At 70.3% G+C, this 18771-nt stretch carries 19 protein-coding genes and 1 tRNA gene; 7 read left to right on the top strand and 13 right to left on the bottom strand.

All coding sequences use genetic code 11. From position 1 onward, the window contains the following. The first annotated feature begins 34 nt into the window (after window positions 1–34). From ABD296_RS22875 to ABD296_RS22860, 4 genes are all read left to right on the top strand, one after another. Window positions 35–349 (top strand): hypothetical protein, encoded by a 315-nt coding sequence (locus tag ABD296_RS22875; protein ID WP_344270481.1) that lies wholly within the window; start codon window positions 35–37, stop codon window positions 347–349. Window positions 350–399: 50 nt separating this feature from the next. Then, window positions 400–765: a hypothetical protein gene (locus ABD296_RS22870; protein ID WP_344270478.1), complete on the top strand. Its 366-nt coding sequence runs from the start codon at window positions 400–402 to the stop codon at window positions 763–765. Between the two features lie 86 nt (window positions 766–851). Beyond that, window positions 852–1277 carry a TIGR03667 family PPOX class F420-dependent oxidoreductase gene (locus tag ABD296_RS22865; RefSeq protein WP_344270475.1) on the top strand — a complete coding sequence of 142 codons (426 nt, stop codon included), beginning with the start codon at window positions 852–854 and terminating at the stop codon, window positions 1275–1277. 267 nt (window positions 1278–1544) lie between these two features. Then, window positions 1545–2426 carry a crotonase/enoyl-CoA hydratase family protein gene (locus ABD296_RS22860; protein ID WP_344270471.1) on the top strand — a complete coding sequence of 294 codons (882 nt, stop codon included), beginning with the start codon at window positions 1545–1547 and terminating at the stop codon, window positions 2424–2426. A gap of 55 nt (window positions 2427–2481) precedes the next feature. Here ABD296_RS22860 and ABD296_RS22855 read toward each other — a convergent pair whose 3' ends face one another. The 5 genes from ABD296_RS22855 to ABD296_RS22835 all read right to left on the bottom strand — a co-directional run bounded on the left by ABD296_RS22855 (window position 2482) and on the right by ABD296_RS22835 (window position 7167). Beyond that, window positions 2482–3651, bottom strand: a complete 1170-nt coding sequence (locus ABD296_RS22855; protein WP_344270468.1) for a sensor histidine kinase — start codon at window positions 3649–3651, stop codon at window positions 2482–2484. Further along, window positions 3644–4327: a response regulator transcription factor gene (locus ABD296_RS22850; protein WP_344270465.1), complete on the bottom strand. Its 684-nt coding sequence runs from the start codon at window positions 4325–4327 to the stop codon at window positions 3644–3646. Before ABD296_RS22850 ends, ABD296_RS22855 begins: the two co-directional genes overlap by 8 nt. An 85-nt stretch (window positions 4328–4412) precedes the next feature. Beyond that, a complete protein-coding gene (alr, locus tag ABD296_RS22845; RefSeq protein WP_344270462.1) occupies window positions 4413–5519 on the bottom strand; it encodes an alanine racemase in 1107 nt (368 codons plus the stop codon). Beyond that, complete coding sequence (locus tag ABD296_RS22840; RefSeq protein ID WP_344270460.1) at window positions 5516–5917, bottom strand: D-alanyl-D-alanine carboxypeptidase family protein; 402 nt, start codon at window positions 5915–5917, stop codon at window positions 5516–5518. The genes alr and ABD296_RS22840 overlap by 4 nt, the downstream gene beginning before the upstream one ends. Window positions 5918–6813: 896 nt before the next feature. Further along, complete coding sequence (locus ABD296_RS22835; RefSeq protein ID WP_344270458.1) at window positions 6814–7167, bottom strand: HflX-like GTP-binding protein; 354 nt, start codon at window positions 7165–7167, stop codon at window positions 6814–6816. Window positions 7168–8788: 1621 nt separating this feature from the next. On the opposite strand from ABD296_RS22835, the gene ABD296_RS22830 reads away from it, so the two are divergent. After that, window positions 8789–9013 carry a hypothetical protein gene (locus ABD296_RS22830; RefSeq protein WP_344270455.1) on the top strand — a complete coding sequence of 75 codons (225 nt, stop codon included), beginning with the start codon at window positions 8789–8791 and terminating at the stop codon, window positions 9011–9013. Between the two features lie 331 nt (window positions 9014–9344). On the opposite strand, the gene ABD296_RS22825 is transcribed toward ABD296_RS22830, so the two are convergent. Further along, window positions 9345–9426, bottom strand: a tRNA-Tyr gene (locus ABD296_RS22825). Between the two features lie 151 nt (window positions 9427–9577). Here ABD296_RS22825 and ABD296_RS22820 point away from each other — a divergent pair. Together ABD296_RS22820 and map are read left to right on the top strand one after the other, a co-directional pair. Beyond that, window positions 9578–10066 carry a YajQ family cyclic di-GMP-binding protein gene (locus ABD296_RS22820; RefSeq protein WP_344270452.1) on the top strand — a complete coding sequence of 163 codons (489 nt, stop codon included), beginning with the start codon at window positions 9578–9580 and terminating at the stop codon, window positions 10064–10066. 134 nt (window positions 10067–10200) lie between these two features. Next, the gene (map, locus tag ABD296_RS22815; protein ID WP_344270449.1) at window positions 10201–10968 is read left to right on the top strand and encodes a type I methionyl aminopeptidase; all 768 of its coding nucleotides are present in this window, start codon (window positions 10201–10203) and stop codon (window positions 10966–10968) included. Here the strand turns inward: map and htpX are convergent. The 7 genes from htpX to ABD296_RS22780 form a co-directional block, all read right to left on the bottom strand. Further along, window positions 10965–11819, bottom strand: a complete 855-nt coding sequence (gene htpX, locus ABD296_RS22810) for a zinc metalloprotease HtpX (RefSeq protein WP_344270654.1) — start codon at window positions 11817–11819, stop codon at window positions 10965–10967. The genes map and htpX overlap by 4 nt on opposite strands. A gap of 87 nt (window positions 11820–11906) precedes the next feature. Beyond that, entirely contained in the window at window positions 11907–13397 is a 1491-nt protein-coding gene (locus ABD296_RS22805; RefSeq protein WP_344270447.1) for an NADH-quinone oxidoreductase subunit N, read from the bottom strand. Next, entirely contained in the window at window positions 13397–14920 is a 1524-nt protein-coding gene (locus tag ABD296_RS22800; protein WP_344270445.1) for a complex I subunit 4 family protein, read from the bottom strand. Before ABD296_RS22800 ends, ABD296_RS22805 begins: the two co-directional genes overlap by 1 nt. After that, window positions 14917–16878 (bottom strand): NADH-quinone oxidoreductase subunit 5 family protein, encoded by a 1962-nt coding sequence (locus ABD296_RS22795; protein WP_344270443.1) that lies wholly within the window; start codon window positions 16876–16878, stop codon window positions 14917–14919. The genes ABD296_RS22800 and ABD296_RS22795 overlap by 4 nt, the downstream gene beginning before the upstream one ends. Next, on the bottom strand, window positions 16875–17258 hold the full coding sequence (nuoK, locus tag ABD296_RS22790) for an NADH-quinone oxidoreductase subunit NuoK (RefSeq protein ID WP_344270441.1): 384 nt from the start codon (window positions 17256–17258) through the stop codon (window positions 16875–16877). The genes ABD296_RS22795 and nuoK overlap by 4 nt, the downstream gene beginning before the upstream one ends. Further along, window positions 17258–17791 (bottom strand): NADH-quinone oxidoreductase subunit J family protein, encoded by a 534-nt coding sequence (locus ABD296_RS22785; RefSeq protein ID WP_344270438.1) that lies wholly within the window; start codon window positions 17789–17791, stop codon window positions 17258–17260. The genes nuoK and ABD296_RS22785 overlap by 1 nt, the downstream gene beginning before the upstream one ends. Beyond that, complete coding sequence (locus tag ABD296_RS22780; protein WP_344270435.1) at window positions 17788–18258, bottom strand: 4Fe-4S binding protein; 471 nt, start codon at window positions 18256–18258, stop codon at window positions 17788–17790. Before ABD296_RS22780 ends, ABD296_RS22785 begins: the two co-directional genes overlap by 4 nt. Window positions 18259–18771: the final 513 nt, after the last annotated feature.

The following is an 18771-nucleotide window of genomic DNA, read 5'->3' as shown; positions in this document are numbered from 1 at the left end:
ACTCATCGCCGCCGCTTTGTGCGACCATCCCCGGATGGTCGAAGCGATGCTGGACGTGGACACCGACCCGCTCCCGGTCCTGACGTTGCGGGCCGAGACGTGGGAACTGCACATCCGCGCACCCCTCGCGGACTTCTCCCGCCTGAGTGGAATCCGCGACGCCGATTGGGACGAACGCCGGTCCCTGCGAATAGGCGTCTGCGCAGGCGCGCCGGTGTTCTGGGCCATGGCGGACGACCAGGCCGTCCTACTCATCGGCCAGGACGACGAGACCTGGGACATCGCCCTGACGATCCCCCTCACAACCGCGGACGAAATCGCCACCCTCGCTCAGCACCCTCCGACTTAAGACCCGGGAAGAGCTGCAGGCACAGGCCGATCGCCCACGGCCACGAGCAGGTGGCGAAGGAGACGCCGATCAGCGCGTTCGTGACGACGAAGGAGTCCAGCGCCTCACCGAAGCTCATCCCGACGGCCACCGCGAAGGCCGCGCCCGTGAGCGCGGAGCCGGCCGCGGCGGCGGCCGCGGTCGGCGCGGTACTCGGGCTGATCACCCTCGCGGGTGTCTTCCGCCTGTGGCGGACGACCCGGAGCCGCGGCTGGTTCTGGACGGTCATCATCACCCGCGCGGTGTCGGCGCTCACCTCGGTCCCGGCCTTCTTCGCTGGAGCACCCGCCGGATTGCAGGCGGCCGTCGGGGTCGGCATCGTCCTCACCCTGACGTCCCTGTGGCTCCTTGCCACCCGCAAGACCGCGACCGCGTGACCCTCCAACACATCGACCGCCGCGCTCACAGCCCTTACGAGCACGGCGGCTGATCTGTTGCGGCCATCTGAGTAGCATCGGCTCATGTGACGAGCGGATTGCTCCCCGATCCAGCGACCGCCTACGGCGCGCGCGTCCGCCGGCGGCTCACCGACGAGATGTCGATCTGGCTGACGACCGTCGGGCGTGACGGCACCCCGCAGCCGAACCCGGTCGGGTTCCTCTGGGACGGTGGCGACAGCCTTCTGATCTACAGCCAGACGAACGCCAAGCGGCTCGCGAACATCCGCCGGCACCCGCCGGTCTCGCTCAACTTCGACAGCGACGGCGGCATCGTCGTCCTCACCGGCACCGCCGAGATCCTGGACGACTACCCGGCGGTCACCGACAATCCCGCGTGGCTGGAGAAGTACAGCGAGGCCATCAATGCCCGCTTCGGCAGCGCCGCGCAGTTCGCGGAGAGGTTCTCGGTCCCGGTCCGCGTCCACCTCACCCACGTCCGCGGCTTCTGACACAACGCCTGGCCGCCAGCACGTCGCCGAGTCGCGGGCTTGACTCGAATGCGAACCCCTCCCATATTAGACCGAGCATCCAATAACCTGTGGACGTGACCGGCCCAGCCCGCCTGACCAGGCGGGCTCCCGACCGCTGCGGCCCGCCGCCGGACGCCTAATGCGCCCAGGGCGTCCGGTGCGGGCCGCAGCACCTCACCCCGCGGCCTGAAGGGCGCCAGGCCGCCACCTCCCTCTGCGAGCCTTCCGATGACCCGAGGAGAACCCGTGAGCGATGACCGCGAGCCGACCGTCCTGTACGAGGTCCGCGACCGCAAGGCGTACCTGACGCTGAACCGCCCCGACCGGCTCAACGCGATCGACTTCCACATGCCCGGCGAGCTCGCGGCGACGGTCAAACGCGCCAACACCGATCCCCGCGTCCACGTCATCGTGCTGCAGGGCGCGGGCCGGGCGTTCTGCTCCGGCTACGACCTGAAGATCTCCGCCGAAGACGGCCAGGGGACCCAGGGCGACAAGGCCTGGGACCCGATCAAGGACTACGCCGCCATGAAGGAGTTCACCGACGACTACTTCTCGCTCTGGCGCTCCCTCAAGCCGACCATCGCCAAGGTGCACGGCTTCGCGGTCGCCGGCGGCAGCGACATCGCACTGTCGTGCGACCTGGTCGTGATGGCCGACGACGCGAAGATCGGCTACATGCCCGCACGGGTCTGGGGCTGCCCCACCACCGCAATGTGGGTGTACCGGCTCGGCGCCGAACGCGCCAAACGGATGCTGCTGACCGGCGACACCATCGACGGCCGCACCGCCGCCGACTGGGGCCTCGTCCTGGAATCGGTGCCACAGGACAACCTGGATTCCCGCGTCGAGGAACTCGCCGACCGCATCGCCGGCGTCCCGGTCAACCAGCTCGCCATGCAGAAGCTGATGATCAACCAGGCCTACGACAACATGGGCCTGCACGGCACCCAGATCCTGGCGACCCTCTTCGACGGCATCACCCGGCACTCCCCCGAGGGCCGCTGGTTCCAGGAGTTCGCCGCCGCACACGGCTTCCACGAAGCAGTGAAGTGGCGCGACTCCGGCCGCTGGATCCCCGAAGGCGGCGGCCCCGTCCCCACCCCCGACGACCTCCAGACCCCATAGCGGGGTCGCGGTAGAGCTGCCGCACGAGGACGGCTGCCCCGGGCATCGTCCGCCGCTACACCACCGGCGATGGTTCTCCCACGGGCTGGTGGGCTCCGGTCGGGGACGGGTCCCGTCGCGTGCCGGGAAGCCGGATCGTGACGACGAGCCCGCCTGCGGGGCGGGGCGTGAGGTCGAGGATCCCGTCGTGGGCTCGGACGATGCTGTGGACGATAGCCAGCCCGAGGCCGACGCCGGCGTGCTCGTCGGTGCGGATCCGCCGCGTACCGCGCTGGAACGGTTCGGTGAGGGTCGGAATCAGGTCCCAGGGGAGCGGAGGACCGGTGTTCTCGACCCGCAGGACGCTCGCGTCGCCCTCCGATGCGGTATGGACCGTCACGCTGCCGCCGGCGGGGAGGTTGTGGACGATCGCGTTCTGGACGAGGTTCGTCACCATCCGCAGGATGAGCTCCGCCGAGCCGACGGTCTGCGCCCTCTCGCCAGTGACCACCAGCGTGATCTGCCGCTTCTCGGCGAAGGGAAGCAGCGTCTCGGCGGCCTCTTCGGCGACCAGGGACAGGTCGACGGGCTCACGGTTGAAGCTCCTGCGATCGCTGCGGCTGAGCAGCAGGAGGGCCTCGATGAGATCGATCGCGCGCGTGTTGACGGTCTGGAGCCGCTCGATGAGCTCGTCCCGGTTCCGGGTGGGATCGTTGCGGGCGACGTCGAGGAGCGTCTGCGAGATCGCCAACGGGGTGCGCAGCTCGTGGGAGGCGTTCGCGGCGAACCGCTGCTGTTCGGTGATGTGGGATTCGAGCCGTTCGAGCATGGTGTCGAACACGTCGGCGAGCTCGCGGAACTCGTCTCTGGGGCCTTCGAGGCGGACCCGGTGGGACAGCGATCCGTTCGCGGCCAGCCGCGCCGCGTCCGCGATCCGGGTGAGCGGCGCGAGCATCCGGCCGGCGAGGAGCCATCCGCCGAGAAGCCCGAACAGCAGGAGGAAGGCCAGTGCCTGCGCCGCGCGGGGCGCGAACGCACGCCAGAGGTCGCCGCGGTTGGGGATGAACGGCGGCCCCGGCCCCCCGTCCCGGAAGAATCCCGGCCCGGGCTTGATCACGTCGTCGGGTACGTAGCGCAGCAGGAACACCCACACCACCGCGAGCAGGAGAGCGCCGGAGACGACGATCACCCCGGCGTAGCTGATGGTGAGCTTCAACCGCGCGCTGAGCCCCGGGCGTCTACGCATGGGGGCCGCCGGGCTGCGTGGTGTCGATCCGGTAGCCGACGCCGGGCACCGTGGCGATCAGCCATGGTTCGCCGAGCCGTTTGCGCAGCGCGGAGACGGTGATCCGGACGGCGTTGGTGAAGGGGTCGGCGTTGGCGTCCCAGGCCCGCTCCAGCAGCTCTTCGGCGCTGACGACACCGCCTTCGGCGGCGACGAGGACGTCCAGCACGGCGAACTGCTTGCGGGTGAGCGCGACGTAGCGTCCGTCGCGGAAGACCTCCCGGCGGAACGGGTCCACCCGCAGGCCCGCGATCTCGCTGACCGGGGGGCGTGCGCGGCCGCGCCTGCGGTCCAGCGCCCGCAGCCGCATCACCAGCTCCCGGAGCTCGAACGGCTTGGTGAGGTAGTCGTCGGCGCCGAGCTCGAATCCCGAGGCCTTGTCGTCGATCCGGTCGGCGGCGGTGAGCATGAGGATGGACAGGCCGCTGCCGGACGCGACGATGCGCCGGGCGATCTCGTCGCCGGACGGGCCGGGGATGTCCCGGTCCAGGACCGCCAGGTCGTAAGAGTTGACGCTGAGCATCTCCAGGGCGGAGTCGCCGTCCCCGGCGATGTCGGCGGCGATGGCCTCCAGCCGGAGACCGTCCCGGACGGCCTCGGCCAGGTAGGGCTCGTCTTCCACGATCAGCACACGCACGTTTCAAGGCTATGCGGCCTCGCATATCGCCGACGTATGCAAACCGACACGCCCGCGGCGCGATGAGGGTGACGCGAATCACCGATCACCACGATTCGCCGTGTCCTCCGATGCTCCTTCTCACACGCGGCCCTATGCCGGTGACGATGGTGTGCGGGATGGTCCCGGCCCAGCGAGCCCAGGCGTGGACGGTCGGGGTCGCGCCCCCGTCCGGCCCGAACACGGTCGCGGACGTGCCGGCCGGGAAGTAGCGGGCGCCGGTGTCGATCACGATCTGGTCCATCGAAACCCGTCCGACGACCGGGAAACGGCGCCCGCGGATCTCGACGCCCGCCCGGGGCGACAGCTCCCGGGGAATCCCGTCGGCGTACCCGACCGGGAGGACGCTCAGATGAGTGGCGCGATAGGTGACGTATGTGCCGCCGTAACCGACCGGCGTGCCGGCCGGGACCGCCGTCGTGTGCACGATCGGCGTGGTCAGACGCGACGCGCCGTGCATCTCCACGGTCCCGGACGGATCGATGCCGACCAGCCCCGCCCCGACCCGGACCATCCCGAAATGTGTCGCCGGGTCGGTCAGCGTCCCCGACGTGGCCGCAAGATGAGCAAGCAGCGAACCGAGCCCCGCCGCCCGGACCGCCTTCAGCGCCTCATGCATGCCGGCGACCGCCGGCGCGTTCGCCGCGGGCTCGGCCCGGTCGGCCAGCGGAAGATGCCCCATGACACCCACGACGCGAACCCTCCGAGCCCTCTGACCACGCTGAGCGATACCGATCAGTTCGTCCCACCGCCCGCGGGGGCAACCACCACGGGACATCCCGGTGTCCACATGGAGATGAATCCGCACCGTCGACGCGGCCTGCGCGATAACGGCGCCGAGCTCGTCCACCGACCCGACCGCGACATCGACCCCGCCCGCTGCAGCCGCCTCCGCGTCGACTCCTGACGGATGCAGCCAGGCGAGGATCGGCACCGCCAACCCTGCCGCGCGCAGCGCACACGCCTCCGCGACGCTCGTCGTCCCGAGCCATCCGGCACCGGCGGCGACGGCGGCCTCGGCGACCGTGACCGCGCCGTGGCCGTAACCGTCGGCCTTGACCACGGCCATGATCATGCTCCGCGTCCGCGCCCGGATCTCGGCCACGTTCGCGGCCACCGCCTCGGGCAGCGTCCGCAGAGTCGGCCCGTTCACGGCCGCCTCCACGGCGCGGCGTCCGGATGCGGCAACCGGATCGGCGCGGCCGTCCGGTACTCGAAGTGCCACCACTCGTTGTCGTAGATCCGGTAGAGCCCGTACCGCCAACCGTTCCGTTCGAGCCACCGCGCGCCCTCGGTCGGCCGGACGTCGAGCCCGAACCCCCGCACATGGCTGGACTCCTCCGGCGGGAGCACCCGGCGCCGCGCCGCCGGCACCGAGCCGGTCCGCCACACCTCCTCAGCGAAGATCCGGTACTGCTCCTTCGCGTCCCGGTATCCCGAGGTGAGGCCGATCAGTTGCCCGTCGCGCCAGAACGCCTCGGCCCGCGCATGCGTGAACGCCGCCAGCGTCTCCGGCGCCAGCCCCCGAAGATCCTCAGCGGGAAAGCGCAAGCCCAACGCCCACTGACACGCCAGAAAACGGCCACGCCCCGGAGCCCGGCAGAACCCGACCGGCACCAGCAGCACCGCTACGACCCGAGTGACGAACGCAAGAAACTTCACTTTGAACGCCACGACTCACCGCCGAAGGGTCAGCCCATACGCAGGACCCCGCGCCCGGCGGGAAGAACGACCGTCCACTCCCCGACATAAACCGGCGAGCGCGATCCCGCACCTACAACGGGCCGACAGCGATGCGATGCAGTCCATGCCTTCACTGAAGACGGACACCTGTTGCGGTGGCGTATCCGGTTTTCCATACGCCCGCAATACACGGCTACCTCAGCGCTTGCCGCACCAAAAAGAGACCCCTCAACGCCGCTGGCGAAGGCCACGACCCGATAGACCAGATCGGCACGGGGAACGTCCTGACCAGGCAAGTCAACCAACTCCGCCCGGACCGCACCCACATCAGTACACCCGGGCAGACACACGATTTCGTCACGCCAGGCCCCGGGGCTGCGCCCCTGCCCCACGCCCTTGAACGACCCTTCTCCCACCGGCATCATGTCCAACTCGGCGACGACGCCGACGATCCGTTCCACATGGTGAACACCGCGTCACAGGAGCCGCCCGCAAACGGCAGACAACCGGCATCCGAAAGAACGACATCCCCCGCACCCCACCACCCGCCGTCCGTCCCCTCGACGCCGAGCCCTGACAATCCCCGTCCCACACCCAACGTCAACCACGATCCCCGCATCACCCGAAACAAGCCCCAACACAGCCGCCGCCCGAGGCTCACCCCCACGAATCCTGTCGTAGAAGACCGCTTCCTTCTCGTAGTCAAGCAACCGCTTCCCAGCCGGCAAGTAGCCGGACTCGCAGAGGTCAATGACCAATCTGATTCAAACAGAGGATTCGTGCGTCCCCGCGCCGTTAGGTAGGTCTGTTGTCTTCGGCGTACAGAGGTCACCGTGGCTGAAGACCGGGCAGCCGAGCAGCTCTGCTAGGACCGCCCGCTGTCTGGTGGTCAACTCGTTGGCGAACACCACCGCCTTAGCATCCGTCTCGACCCGCACGGCTGCTATCTCATCCACCTTTCCTGTGCTCATCAGTGTCCGCGACGAGTAAGGCCGGTCCATGTTCGCCTTGCCCCCAGGCGCACGGCCTTTCTTGTTGCCCGATACCCCTCGACGCTGTACGAACTGCTCCACAACACGGCCGCCCAACCGCTCGACCTCCTTCGCCAGAACGCTCATGACTTCGGCGTAGTCCCTCTGTTTTGCCGAGAAGAGGCCAGCGATAAGAACACCGCTTCCGTCGATGACAGCCCTCGGTGCTCTCGGCGCCTGATGCTGAGAGCCACCAGGCCAAGGGGACGACCGGCCGTCCTGCGGCCCGCGCCGCCGCGCATACCTCATGAACCGACAGAGTAGACATGATCACCGCGCGCGCCGAACGCCTTGCCGGCAGCCCGCAAGCGTGCCGCTACCACTTCCAGGTGACCTGCACGCTTGCACCCAAGAGGTCGACTAACCGGCGACCGTCCGTTTACAGCAGCGGCAAACAGCCTGCGGCCACCCCACCGACCGAGGTCAAACGGTGCCCAACGCGCACCCCTCCTTAGGCCCAGTGCCGCCAGGGCGTCGCGTGCATGCGTGGATCCTGGATATGCGAACGACCCCTGACTGTTTGCGCTGGTCAGAGGCAGTTTAACTGGATGTGGCGGGCGCAGAGTCCGAACCTGCGTAGGCTAAGCCGACGGATTCATAGTGCGTCATGGATTCACGCGGCTTATGTCACCTGGCCTGCAGCAAAGCGCTCCTTGTGCCCGTCGACGGCACTCGTCATTCCGCGTGTTCTCCGGATCTTGTACCGACCGCTGTGCGCTCCCCCGGACGTCCGCACGCTACGACCGTGGCACCGCCTCGCCTGCGATGCTGTGCGAATGACCTCCTCGCTTCCCGCAGGCTGGACGATCGAGCGAGTACGCACAGTGTCAGGTGACGACAGTGCCGCAGTGTCGTCTACGGAAAGACTCGTGTTGGTCGAGGAGTGGGCAGAGGACCAGTCAGCTCACGAACCCGTGCCAGCCGACCAGGTCGGAACGATCATTCAGTTCCGCGGCCTGTGTCTCGTCAGCATCGAAGGCGAATGGTACATGGGCACCCTTCAACCGGACGGCTCCATCGCCTGCTGGGCCTCCTACGGCGCTGACCTGCAAGAAGCCCTCCGATCTCTCTAACAATCCGAGGGCGTCGCCAGCACGCCGCACCCGCCTCCGCCCAAGCTTCCCGAGCCGCCAGTTCGGCAATGTCCGGGTTGGCAGCGGCGTAGCCGCTGTTCTTCCCCCACCTTCCTCCCCCCTGCCCCGACGAGACCTGCACTTAGGCCGGACGGGTTCTGTCAAGGGTGGCGAAGCCATCACGAAGTGACGCCCGAAGGGCGCCCCTGACAGAACCCGTCCGCCGCCATCCTCGACAGATCGGGGACCGGCGGGAGCCCCGCACCCTTCCAGCCAGCTTGCGGCTCCCCACACGCTCGGGGCCATGAGCGTCTCTGGGGCATCTCGTGGTCTAGTGGACGTGGGACACCATGGGCCGATGGCATGGTGCGGTGCGGGTGAGCAACCCGGCCGGTGAACCCGACCCCGACGACCCGCGTGGGGCGTTGATGCATCCGGGAATGCGGCAAGAGGTGCTGTGCCGCCGCCACGATGGCGACTTGTGGTGGCTGTGGGTGTGGGCTAGGGCCGACCCGCAAGTCTCCGCCGGAGTTGGAGCCGTTGTGTCCGCTGCTGGAGACCGAGACGGCGGCGGACCGGATCGCGCGGGTGCTGGCGGTGCCGTTCGTCGGATCACCGGACGGCGGCGGTTCGTGATGGGCACGGTTCCGGTAGTGCTGCCGGACGGGCTGAGCGGACGGCCGGTCGCCGCGCAGATCGAACGAGAGTTTCCCGGCGTCTGGGCCTGGTACGGCAAGGCGACCGGTTCATGGTGGGCGATGGTCCGGCTCGGCAATGCCGCTCGCCTCGTGGAGGCACTCAACCCTCACGAGTTGCGGAACGCGATCGTCCAGGCGCAAGGCTGGCCCTGGCCTCGCTGAGGGGTGCCGGCTACCGAGGTCGCTGAGCGGGCGGGGCACAGCGTCAAGGTGCTGTTGCAGGTCTACGCCAAGTGCATCCTGGGTCAGCGTGATCGGGCGAACCAGCGGATCGGCGATGCGCTCGATGACTGATCGCACCTACGCTGTGGGGCTCTGGTTCGCGCCGGAGACCTTCGGCATTCCCGCGCGACTTGCGGGAACGCGGCCGGAGTCATTCCGCGTATATTCCGGGAGCGGTGACATCCGGGGGCGTCTCGCTGCACCTGGGGGATCTTGGATATGCGAACGGCCTCTGACTGTTTGCGCTGGTCAGAGGCCGCTTCACGTGGTGTGGCGGGTGCAGGGTTCGAACCTGCGTAGGCTAAGCCGACGGATTTACAGTCCGCTCCCATTGGCCACTCGGGCAACCCGCCGTGGCGTCGCTCTCGCGACGGCACTGGAAAGAATAGCGGACGCGGGGCGTGGTCGTGACATCGGAGGCGGGCGGCGTGGGGCGGCGGGGGCGCGGCGCGAGTCGATACGCTCTCTGGACCGCGAAGGTGCTGCTGAGGGGAAGTGTGCCTGATGGCCGACAGCTCGTTTGACATCGTCTCGAAGCTCGACCGGCAGGAGGTCGACAACGCTCTCAACCAGGCCGCCAAGGAGGTGGCCAACCGGTTCGACTTCCGGAACGTGGACGCGGGGATCAAGTGGTCCGGGGAGAGCATCGAGATCCAGGCGAACACCGAGGAGCGGGCGAACGCCGTGCTCGACGTGCTGAAGGACAAGCTGGTGAAGCGGGGGATCTCGCTGAAGGCGATCGATCCGGGCGAGCCGCGGTTGTCGGGGAAGCTCTACAAGCTGGGCGTCGGGCTGAAGGAGGGCATCTCCCAGGAGGACGCCAAGAAGATCGGCAAGATCGTCCGGGACGAGGGGCCGAAGGGGATCAAGGCCCAGGTCCAGGGGGACGAGCTGCGGGTGAGCTCGAAGAAGAAGGACGACCTGCAGCAGGTCATCTCGCTGCTCAAGGGCAAGGACCTCGACGTCGCCCTGCAGTTTGTGAACTACCGCTGAGAAGAGCGCGCCGGCCGCTTCCCCCGCAGAAGCGGCCGGCGCGCTCTCGTGGGTTATGACGCGGCGGGGGCCCCGACGGTTCGATCGGGTTCCAGATGGGTCGGCGCCTTGCTGTGGTGGTGGAATTACTTGCCATGGTGACGTACCGAAGCCCACGGGAGTGGGAGCGCATGCGGGACGCGGGACGGGTCGTGGCCCGGATCCTGGCGGGGACGCGGGACGCGGCTGAGCCGGGCATGCCGCTGGCGGAGCTGGACGCGGTGGCCGGGCGGATCCTGAGGGAGAACGGCGCGACGTCGCCGTTCCTGCATTACAAGCCGAGTTGGGCGCCCGTGCCGTATCCGGCGAACATCTGCGTGTCGGTCAATGACGTGGTGGTTCACGGCATACCTGATGGGCGGGTGCTGATGGGTGGGGATCTCGTGTCGGTCGACTGCGGGGCACGGGTCGATGGGTACTGCGGGGATGCGGCGGTGTCGTTCTTTGTGGGGGCGGGCGATGAGGCCGGCCGGCGGTTGTTGGAGGTGACCGAGCGGGCTCTGGAGAGGGCTATTGCGGCGGCCGTGCCGGGGAATCGGATGGGTGACATCGCGAACGCGGTGGAGCGGACGGCGCGCAAGGCGGGTTACGGGATCACGCGGGGCTGCGGCGGGCACGGGATCGGGACGGAGATGCACGAGGACCCGCCAGTGCCGAACGTGGGCAAGGCGGGCAAGGGGATGCCGCTGCGGGAGGGGCTGACGATCGCGATCGAGCCGATGTTCCACGAGGGCGGCTCGGACGGTTCGCGGCAGCTGAGCGACGGGTGGTCGATCGCGACGGCGGACGGGAGCCGGGCCGCCCATTTCGAGCACACGATCGCGATCACCGGGGACGGGCCGGTGGTCCTGACGGCCCTCTAGCGGGGGCCCGCCATGCGTTCGAGGCGGGCGATGCGCTCGGCGGTCGGCGGGTGGGTGGAGAACAGCTTGCCGATGCCGGCGCCGCGGAACGGGTTGGCGATCATCAGGGCGCTGGTGGTGGCGAGCTCGGGGTCCTGCGGCAGCGGCATCGCCTGGGTGCCCGCCTCGATCTTGCGGAGCGCGGACGCGAGGGCGAGCGGGTCGCCGGTGAGGCGGGCGCCGGCGGAGTCGGCGGCGAACTCGCGGGTGCGGCTGATCGCCATCTGCACGACGGCGGCGGCGACGGGGCCGAGCACCAGCATGAGCAGGGCGCCGACGAGGCCGGGTCCGTCGTCGTCGTCCTCGCGGCCGATCGGCAGGAAGATCGCCAGGTGCGACAGGTAGGTGATCACGGTGGCGATGGCCGCGGCGACGGAGGAGATCAGGATGTCGCGGTTGTAGACGTGCGACAGCTCGTGGCCGAGGACGGCGCGCAGTTCCCGTTCGTCCAGCATGCGCAGGATGCCGCGGGTGCAGCAGACGGCGGCGTTGCGCGGGTTGCGGCCGGTGGCGAACGCGTTGGGCTGGCGGGTCTCGGAGACGTACAGCCGCGGCATGGGCTGGCGGGCGGTGGTCGACAGTTCGCGGACGAGCCGGTGGAGCACCGGCGTGTCGATCTCGCCGACGGGGTGGGCGCGCATGGAGCGCAGCGCGATCCGGTCGGAGAAGGCGTAGGCGACGCCGTTGGTGCCGAGGGCGATGACCAGCGCGATCGTGAGCCCGGCGGTGCCGCCGAACGCCCAGCCGATCGCGAGCATCAACGCCGACAGCGCGGCGATCAGTGCCGCCGTCTTGACGCCGTTGAACCGCACTCTGCGCCGCCTCCCGTCCGGTCCGCCCATGAACGACAACGGTGTGACCAGCCCCGACGTTCCCGGGACCGGCGCGACCATTCCAGGTTAGGTCGCGGCGGAGACGGTCTGGAGGACGATCTGGGGCGCGATGGACAGCACGACCGCGCCGGCGGCGGTGGCGGCGAGGGCGGCGCGGACGGGCCATCCGGGCACGGGGTCGGCGAACGGGCGGGCCGGCGGGGTGAACAGCCGGACGGCCCAGGCCAGGTAGTAGTACAGGCCGATGACGGTGTTGATCGCCATGATCACGGCGAGCCAGGTGACGCCGCCGGCGACGGCGGCGCGGAACACGACGACCTTCGCGAACAGCCCCATCACGCCCGGCGGGAGGCCGGCGAGGCAGATGAGGAAGAACGCGAGGGCGGTCGCGGTGGCGGGGCTGCGGTGCGCGAGGCCGCGGTAGTCGTCCAGGGAGTCCCAGGTGGGGCGGGGGCCGTCCAGGACGCGGCGGGCGAAGCCGGTGACGACGGTGAACGCGCCGAGGTTCATGACGGCGTAGAGGGCGACGTACGCGGTCGTGGCGGCGACGGCCTCGGGCAGGCGGTGCGACCCGACCGACAGGGGCGCGAGCATGTAGCCGGACTGGGCGACGGACGACCAGGCCAGCAGCCGGATCGCGGTCCGCTGGCGGAGCGCGACGAGGTTGCCGAGCGTCATGGTGATCGCGGCGAGGACCGCGATCACCGGACCCCAGACGTGCCCGTACGCGGGCAGCCCGAGGGCGAGGACGATCGCGAGGCCGGCGAATCCGGCGGCCTTCGACACGACGGACAGGAACGCGGCGACGGGCAGCGGCGCGCCCTGGTACACGTCCGGCGCCCAGAAGTGGAAGGGGACGGCGGCGACCTTGAACGCGAACCCGGCGAGGACGAGGACGACGCCGACGGCGGCGACCGGGTCCAGGTCGGGCGGGACGCGGGCGAGCGCGGGCGCGATCCGGTCGAGGTGCATGGCCCCGGTCGCCCCGTACACCAGCGAGATGCCGAACAGCATGACCGCGGTGGAGACGACGGAGACGAGGAAGAGCTTGAGCGCGGCCTCGGACGCCCGGCCGTCGTAGCGGCGCAGGCCGACGAGGGCGAATACCGGCAGCGACAGCGTCTCCAGCGCGACCAGCAGCAGGATCAGGTCGCGGGCGGCGACCAGCGACAGAGCGCCGATCACCGCGCAGAGCAGCAGGAAGTGGTACTCCCCCGCCGGGATCTTCGAGTCGGCGATCTCCCGGAGGGACAGCAGCACGACGACCACGGCGGCGGCGAGCACGATGCCCTGGAACAGCAGCGTGAAGTCGTCGGCGACGTAGGAGCAGGAACGCGGCCCGCCGCCGCGCAACGAGGACGGCAGGCAGAACGTGGAGCGCCGGTCGCCGGCCGACAGCACGATCACCGCGATCAGCGCGGCGCCGAGGGACCCGCCGCTGACGAGGCCGAGGACGCGGCGCGGCGCGTCGAAGGCGTCGGCGAGCAGCAGCCCGAGCGCGGCGACGGCGAGGATCAGCGGCGGCGCGATCGCCGCGTAGTCGATGCCCTGGATCATCAGCCGCCTCCGAACAGCGCGCGGACCGGCGCGGCGGTCACGTCCAGCAGGGTCTTCGGCCACAGCCCGACCAGCAGCGTGAGCGCGATCAGCGGGACCCAGGCGGCGTACTCCTGGGCGGAGACCGCGGCCGGGCCCGGGGCGGCGGCCGGCCCCGAGGTGGCCGCAGGCGCGGGCGCGGGCCCGTGGGTGATCTTGGCGAGCATGCGCAGGAAGTAGCCGGCGGTGAGCAGCGCGCCGATCCCGGCGACCGCCATGAACGTGACGAACGCGCCGCGCGGCAGGTCGGCGTGCGGACGGTACGCGCCGAGCATCGCCAGCATCTCGCCCCAGAACCCGGCGAGGCCGGGCAGCCCGAGCGAGGCGACGGACGCGAAGGTCAGCACGGACGCCAGCCGCGGCGCGGTGCCGAGCATGCCGCCGCCGACCGCGTCCATGTCGGTGGTGCCCCAGCGGTCCTTGACGGCTCCGGCCAGGAAGAACAGCAGGCCGGTGATCAGTCCGTGGGCGACGTTGCCGAACAGCGCCGCGTTGATCCCGACGGGGGTGAGGGTGGCGATGCCGAGCAGGACGAACCCCATGTGCCCGACGGACGAGTAGGCGATCATCCGTTTGAGGTCGCGCTGGGCGAGGCAGGCGAGCGCGCCGTAGACGATCCCGATCACGGCGAGCAAGCCGAGCCATGGCGCCCACACGTGCGCGCCGTCCGGTGCCAGCGGGAGGGCGACGCGGACGAGCCCGTAGGTGCCCATCTTCAGCAGCACCCCGGCCAGCAGCACGGACCCGACGGTCGGCGCCTCGGTGTGCGCGTCCGGCAGCCAGGTGTGCAGCGGCCACATCGGCGCCTTCACCGCGAAACCGAGGGCCATAAGCGCGAACGCGGTGATCTGGACGCCGTGGGAGACGCCGGAGCCGTGCCGCGCGGCCAGCTGGATCATGTCGAGCGTGCCCGCGTTGACGGCGACCAGCAGCATGCCGGCGAGCAGCAGGCCCGACCCGAGCAGGGTGTACAGGATGAACTTGGCCGCGGCGGCGCGGCGCCCGGCCCCGCCCCACAGCATGATCACCACGTACATCGGGATCAGCACGGTCTCGAAGAACACGAAGAACAGCACGAGGTCCAGGGCGACGAACGTGCCGATCAGCCCGACCTCCAGGACGAGCAGCAGCGCGGTCAGCAGCCGGATCCGCCCGCCCTCCGGCGGGTGCCGCAGCGTGTACAGGAAGCACAGGAACGTCAGCAGCGCGGTCAGCGCGACCAGCGGCAGCGAGATCCCGTCGGCGCCGAGGTGGAACCGCAGCCCGATCGCCGGTGCCCACGCCCAGTTCGCCTGGAGCTGCATGCGCGAGGTGTCGCCGAAGTCGAACGCGGTCATCGCGGAGACCGCGACGAGCAGTGTCGCGGCGGACACGCCCGTCCCGAACGCCCGTACGGCGAACCCGGTGCGCAGGAACCGGTCCGCCGGGACGAGCATCGCCAGCGCCCCGAACAGCGGGATCGCCATCATCCACAGGAAGATCACCGGAAGATCACCACCAGGGCCGTGATGACGACGACGCCGGCCAGCAGCCCCGTCAGGTACGTCTGCGGGTTGCCGTTCTGCGGGATCCGCAGCAGCCCGCCGAGCCGCCGCGCGCCCCGTCCCGTCCCGACGACGGCGGCGTCGACGCCGCGCCGGTCGAACGTCACGACGTACCGGGCGAGGGCCCGGACGGGCCTGACGACGGCCATCGCGTACAGCTCGTCCACATAGAACGCGCGTGCGAACATCGTCCGCACCGGCCCGAGGGCCGCCGCCGGATCGGCCGCCGGATCGCGGTTCCAGAGCAGGAACACCGCGCCCGCGCCGATGATCAGCAGCCCGATGCCGAGCAGCGCCGGGCCGATGTGCGGGCGCAGCTCGTCCGCCCCGAGCCCGAAGAACCCGAGGATCGCCGCCGGGACGGCCAGCGCCGCCACCGTCCACGACATGAACTTCGACGGCTCGCGGACCTCGTACGTCCCGCGCTGCTCCCCGAAGAACACCATCAGCCAGGCCCGCATCGCGTACGCCGCCGTCAGCGCGACCGTCAGCAGCAACCCGAGGTAGATCAGCCATGCCACCCCGGACGGCAGTGTCGTCCAATGGGGACGCTCCCCATAGGGCCCGAAAGAATGAATCGCGGTGACCTTGCCGAGCGTTGGTGAGTTCAGCGGGGCGTAGGCGAACCAGCCCGCTTCGGTGGTGTCGTGGCCGTGGAGGGCGGCGTGCTGGGCGGCTTCGATGACGGAGTCCTTGCTGAACCAGCCGCTGAACGGCGGGACGCCCGCCAGCGCCGCGAACCCCGCCGTCATCGACCAGAACGTGATCGGCATGCCGCGCCGCAGCCCGCCGTAGTGCGCGAGCAGGTTCGATCCCGCCGTGACGATGACGCATCCGGCGGCCAGGAACAGCAGCGCCTTGAACGCGCCGTGCGCCAGCAGGTGGAAGATCGCGGCGGACTTCGCGCCGACCGCGAGCGCGGCCGCCATCACGGCGAGCTGGCTGATCGTCGAGTAGGCGAGGACGCGTTTCAGGTCGTCCTGGGCGAGGGCCGCGAGCGCCGCGCCGACCATCGAGATCACCGCGATGACGCCGAGGACGGCCAGCGCGCCCGGCGCGGCGACGAACACCCCGTACAGCCGCGCGACGACGTAGACGCCGGCCGCGACCATCGTGGCGGCGTGGATCAGCGCGCTGATCGGCGTGGGGCCCGCCATCGCGTCCGGGAGCCAGGTGTGCAGCGGGAACTGGGCGCTCTTGCCCGCGACGCCGGCGAGGAGCAGCAGCGCAGCGACGGTGAGCGTCGAGCCCGGCATCGTCCAGGCCCGCGTGAGGACGTCGTGGATCTCGAACGTGCGCGCGCCGACCCCGAGCACGATGATCCCGATGAGGAAGCCGACGTCGCCCAGCCGCGTCACCAGGAACGCCTTGACGGCCGCGCGGGAGTTGGCGCGCTCCTCCCAGTGGTGGCCGATCAGGAAGTACGAGCAGATGCCCATGACCTCCCAACCCGCGTACAGGACGAGGAGGTCGCCGGCGAACACCACGAGCAGCATCGCGGCGGTGAACAGCGAAATGAACGCGGCGTAGGACGAGTAGCGCCGGTCGCCGTCCATGTAGGCGACCGAGTACACTTGGACGGCCAGCGCGACGCAGCAGACCATCAGCGCGACCACCGCGGACAGGCCGTCCACCTGCAGTCCGACCCGGATGGGCACCGAACCGGTGTCGATCACCGCCAGCGTGCCCGTCCGCTCGCCGGGGTCCTGCCAGACGACGAACGCGACGATCGCCGACAGCACGAGCGACACCGCGACGGGTGCGCAGGCGATCAGCGCCGGTCCGTCGCGCAGCGCCGACCGTCCGCCCAGCAGCCGCCCGAGCGACGGGCCGAACAGCATTCCGCCGAACGCGGCGAGGAACGGCAGCAGGATCACCAGGGACGCGAGCCAGATCACGGCGCCGCCTCCTCGACCGGCTCCGGCTCAGGTTCCGGTTCGCCCGATTCATCTGATTCGTCCGGCGCCGCGTCGGATTCGGACAGCGAGCGGAGCCGGTCCACGTCGACCATCTGCCGGTTCCGGTACACCAGCAGGACGATCGCGAGGCCGAGGCCGACCTCCGCCGCCGCGATCACGATCGTGAACAGGGTCAGCACCTGCCCGCCGTGCAGCCGGTCGCGGAACCACATGTCGAACGCGACGAGGTTCAGGTTCACCGCGTTCAGCATCAGCTCGACCGACATCAGGACGAGGATCGCGTTCCGCCGCGCCAGCACCCCGTAGACGCCGACGGAGAACAGCAGCGCCGCGACGACGGTCGGGTAGGCCAGATGCATCAGCCGTCACCCTTCCGCCGGCCGGGGAGCCGGGGCCCGATGTCGGTGCGGGACAGGACGATCGCGCCGACCAGCGAGGCCAGCAGCAGCACCGACAGCACCTCGAACGGCAGCACCCACGTCCGGAACACGCTCGCGCCGAGCTCGCTCGCCGATCCGCCGCCCGCGCGCAGCGGCATCTTCTCGTCCCGGAAGCCCATGACCATGACGGTGACCAGGACCGCGGCGGTGGCGGCGGCGACGGCCGCGGCGGCCCACCGGTTGCCGGAGTCGAGGTCGGCGGAGTCCCCGATCGGCGCGCGGGTCAGCATGATCCCGAACAGCAGCAGCACGACGACCGCGCCGACGTAGATCAGCACCTGCACCCACGCGACGAACTCGGCGGTCAGCACGAGGTAGCCGCCCGCAAGCGCGCCGAACGACAGCACCAGCCACAGGGCCGCGTGGACGAGCCGCCGGGTCGTCACGACCATGATCCCGGAGCCGACGGTCACCACCCCGAGCAGCGTGAAGACGATCTCCTGCCCGCTCATCGGCGGCTCCCCGGCGGACCGGGCGGGCCTCCGGGCGGCGGGCGCCGCGCCGCCCGCGCCGCCGCCTTCTCCGCCGCCCCGATCTCCTTCGGCGGCTCGGCGGCCGGGTCGTGCGCCTGCGGCGGCGGGACCGTCCACATCCACTCCCGCAGCCGCTCCTTCTCGTGGGTCAGCTCGGCGATGTCGTACTCGGCGTACTCGAACTCCGGCGACCAGAACAGCGCGTCGAACGGGCAGACCTCGATGCAGATGCCGCAGTACATGCACAGCGCGAAGTCGATCGCGAACCGGTCGAGGACGTTGCGGACCCGCGGCCGGCCGCCGCCCTCGGCGGCGACGGTCTCCTTGTGCGAGTCGATGTAGATGCACCAGTCGGGGCATTCGCGCGCGCAGAGCATGCAGACGGTGCAGTTCTCCTCGAACAGCGCGATCACCCCCCGGCTGCGCGGGGGCAGATCCGGCTGCACCTCGGGGTATTGACGCGTTATGGAGCGCCGCGTCATAGTCCGCAACGTGACGGCCAGCCCCTTGGCCAGCCCGCCTCCTGGTAGCCGTCCCACGCGACACATGATTGCGTACGAAACGCCGCGGTGGAACGCGGCGGGTTCCGCGTTCGTCGGACGATACGTGGGCACCCGCGGCCCACGCTCCTGTACGCCTGCGGGCAAGGAGGACACGTGAGCCACTATGCGGACGGACAGTACGACCCCCTCCCCGACCATGCCCGCCCGCAGCGCGCCACGCCTGCCGCGGGCCCGCCGTCCGCCGACACGCCTCCGAACGGCACACCGCCGCATGGGACGTCCTCGCGCGGAACGACGCCTCCGGGCGGCACGCCCCTGCACGAGACCACGGTGCCGGACGGTTTCACGCCGCCGCGCGGTACCTCGATCCCGCCGCGCCCGGCCGCTGCTCCGCGCCCGCCCGCTCCGCCCCGCCCGGCCGCCGCGCCCCGTCCGACCGCCGCACCGCGTCCGCCG

The sequence above is a fragment of the Actinomadura napierensis genome (assembly GCF_039529375.1).
Classification (GTDB): Bacteria; Actinomycetota; Actinomycetes; order Streptosporangiales; family Streptosporangiaceae; genus Spirillospora; species Spirillospora napierensis.
This window is presented reverse-complemented; position numbering and strand designations above follow the sequence as displayed.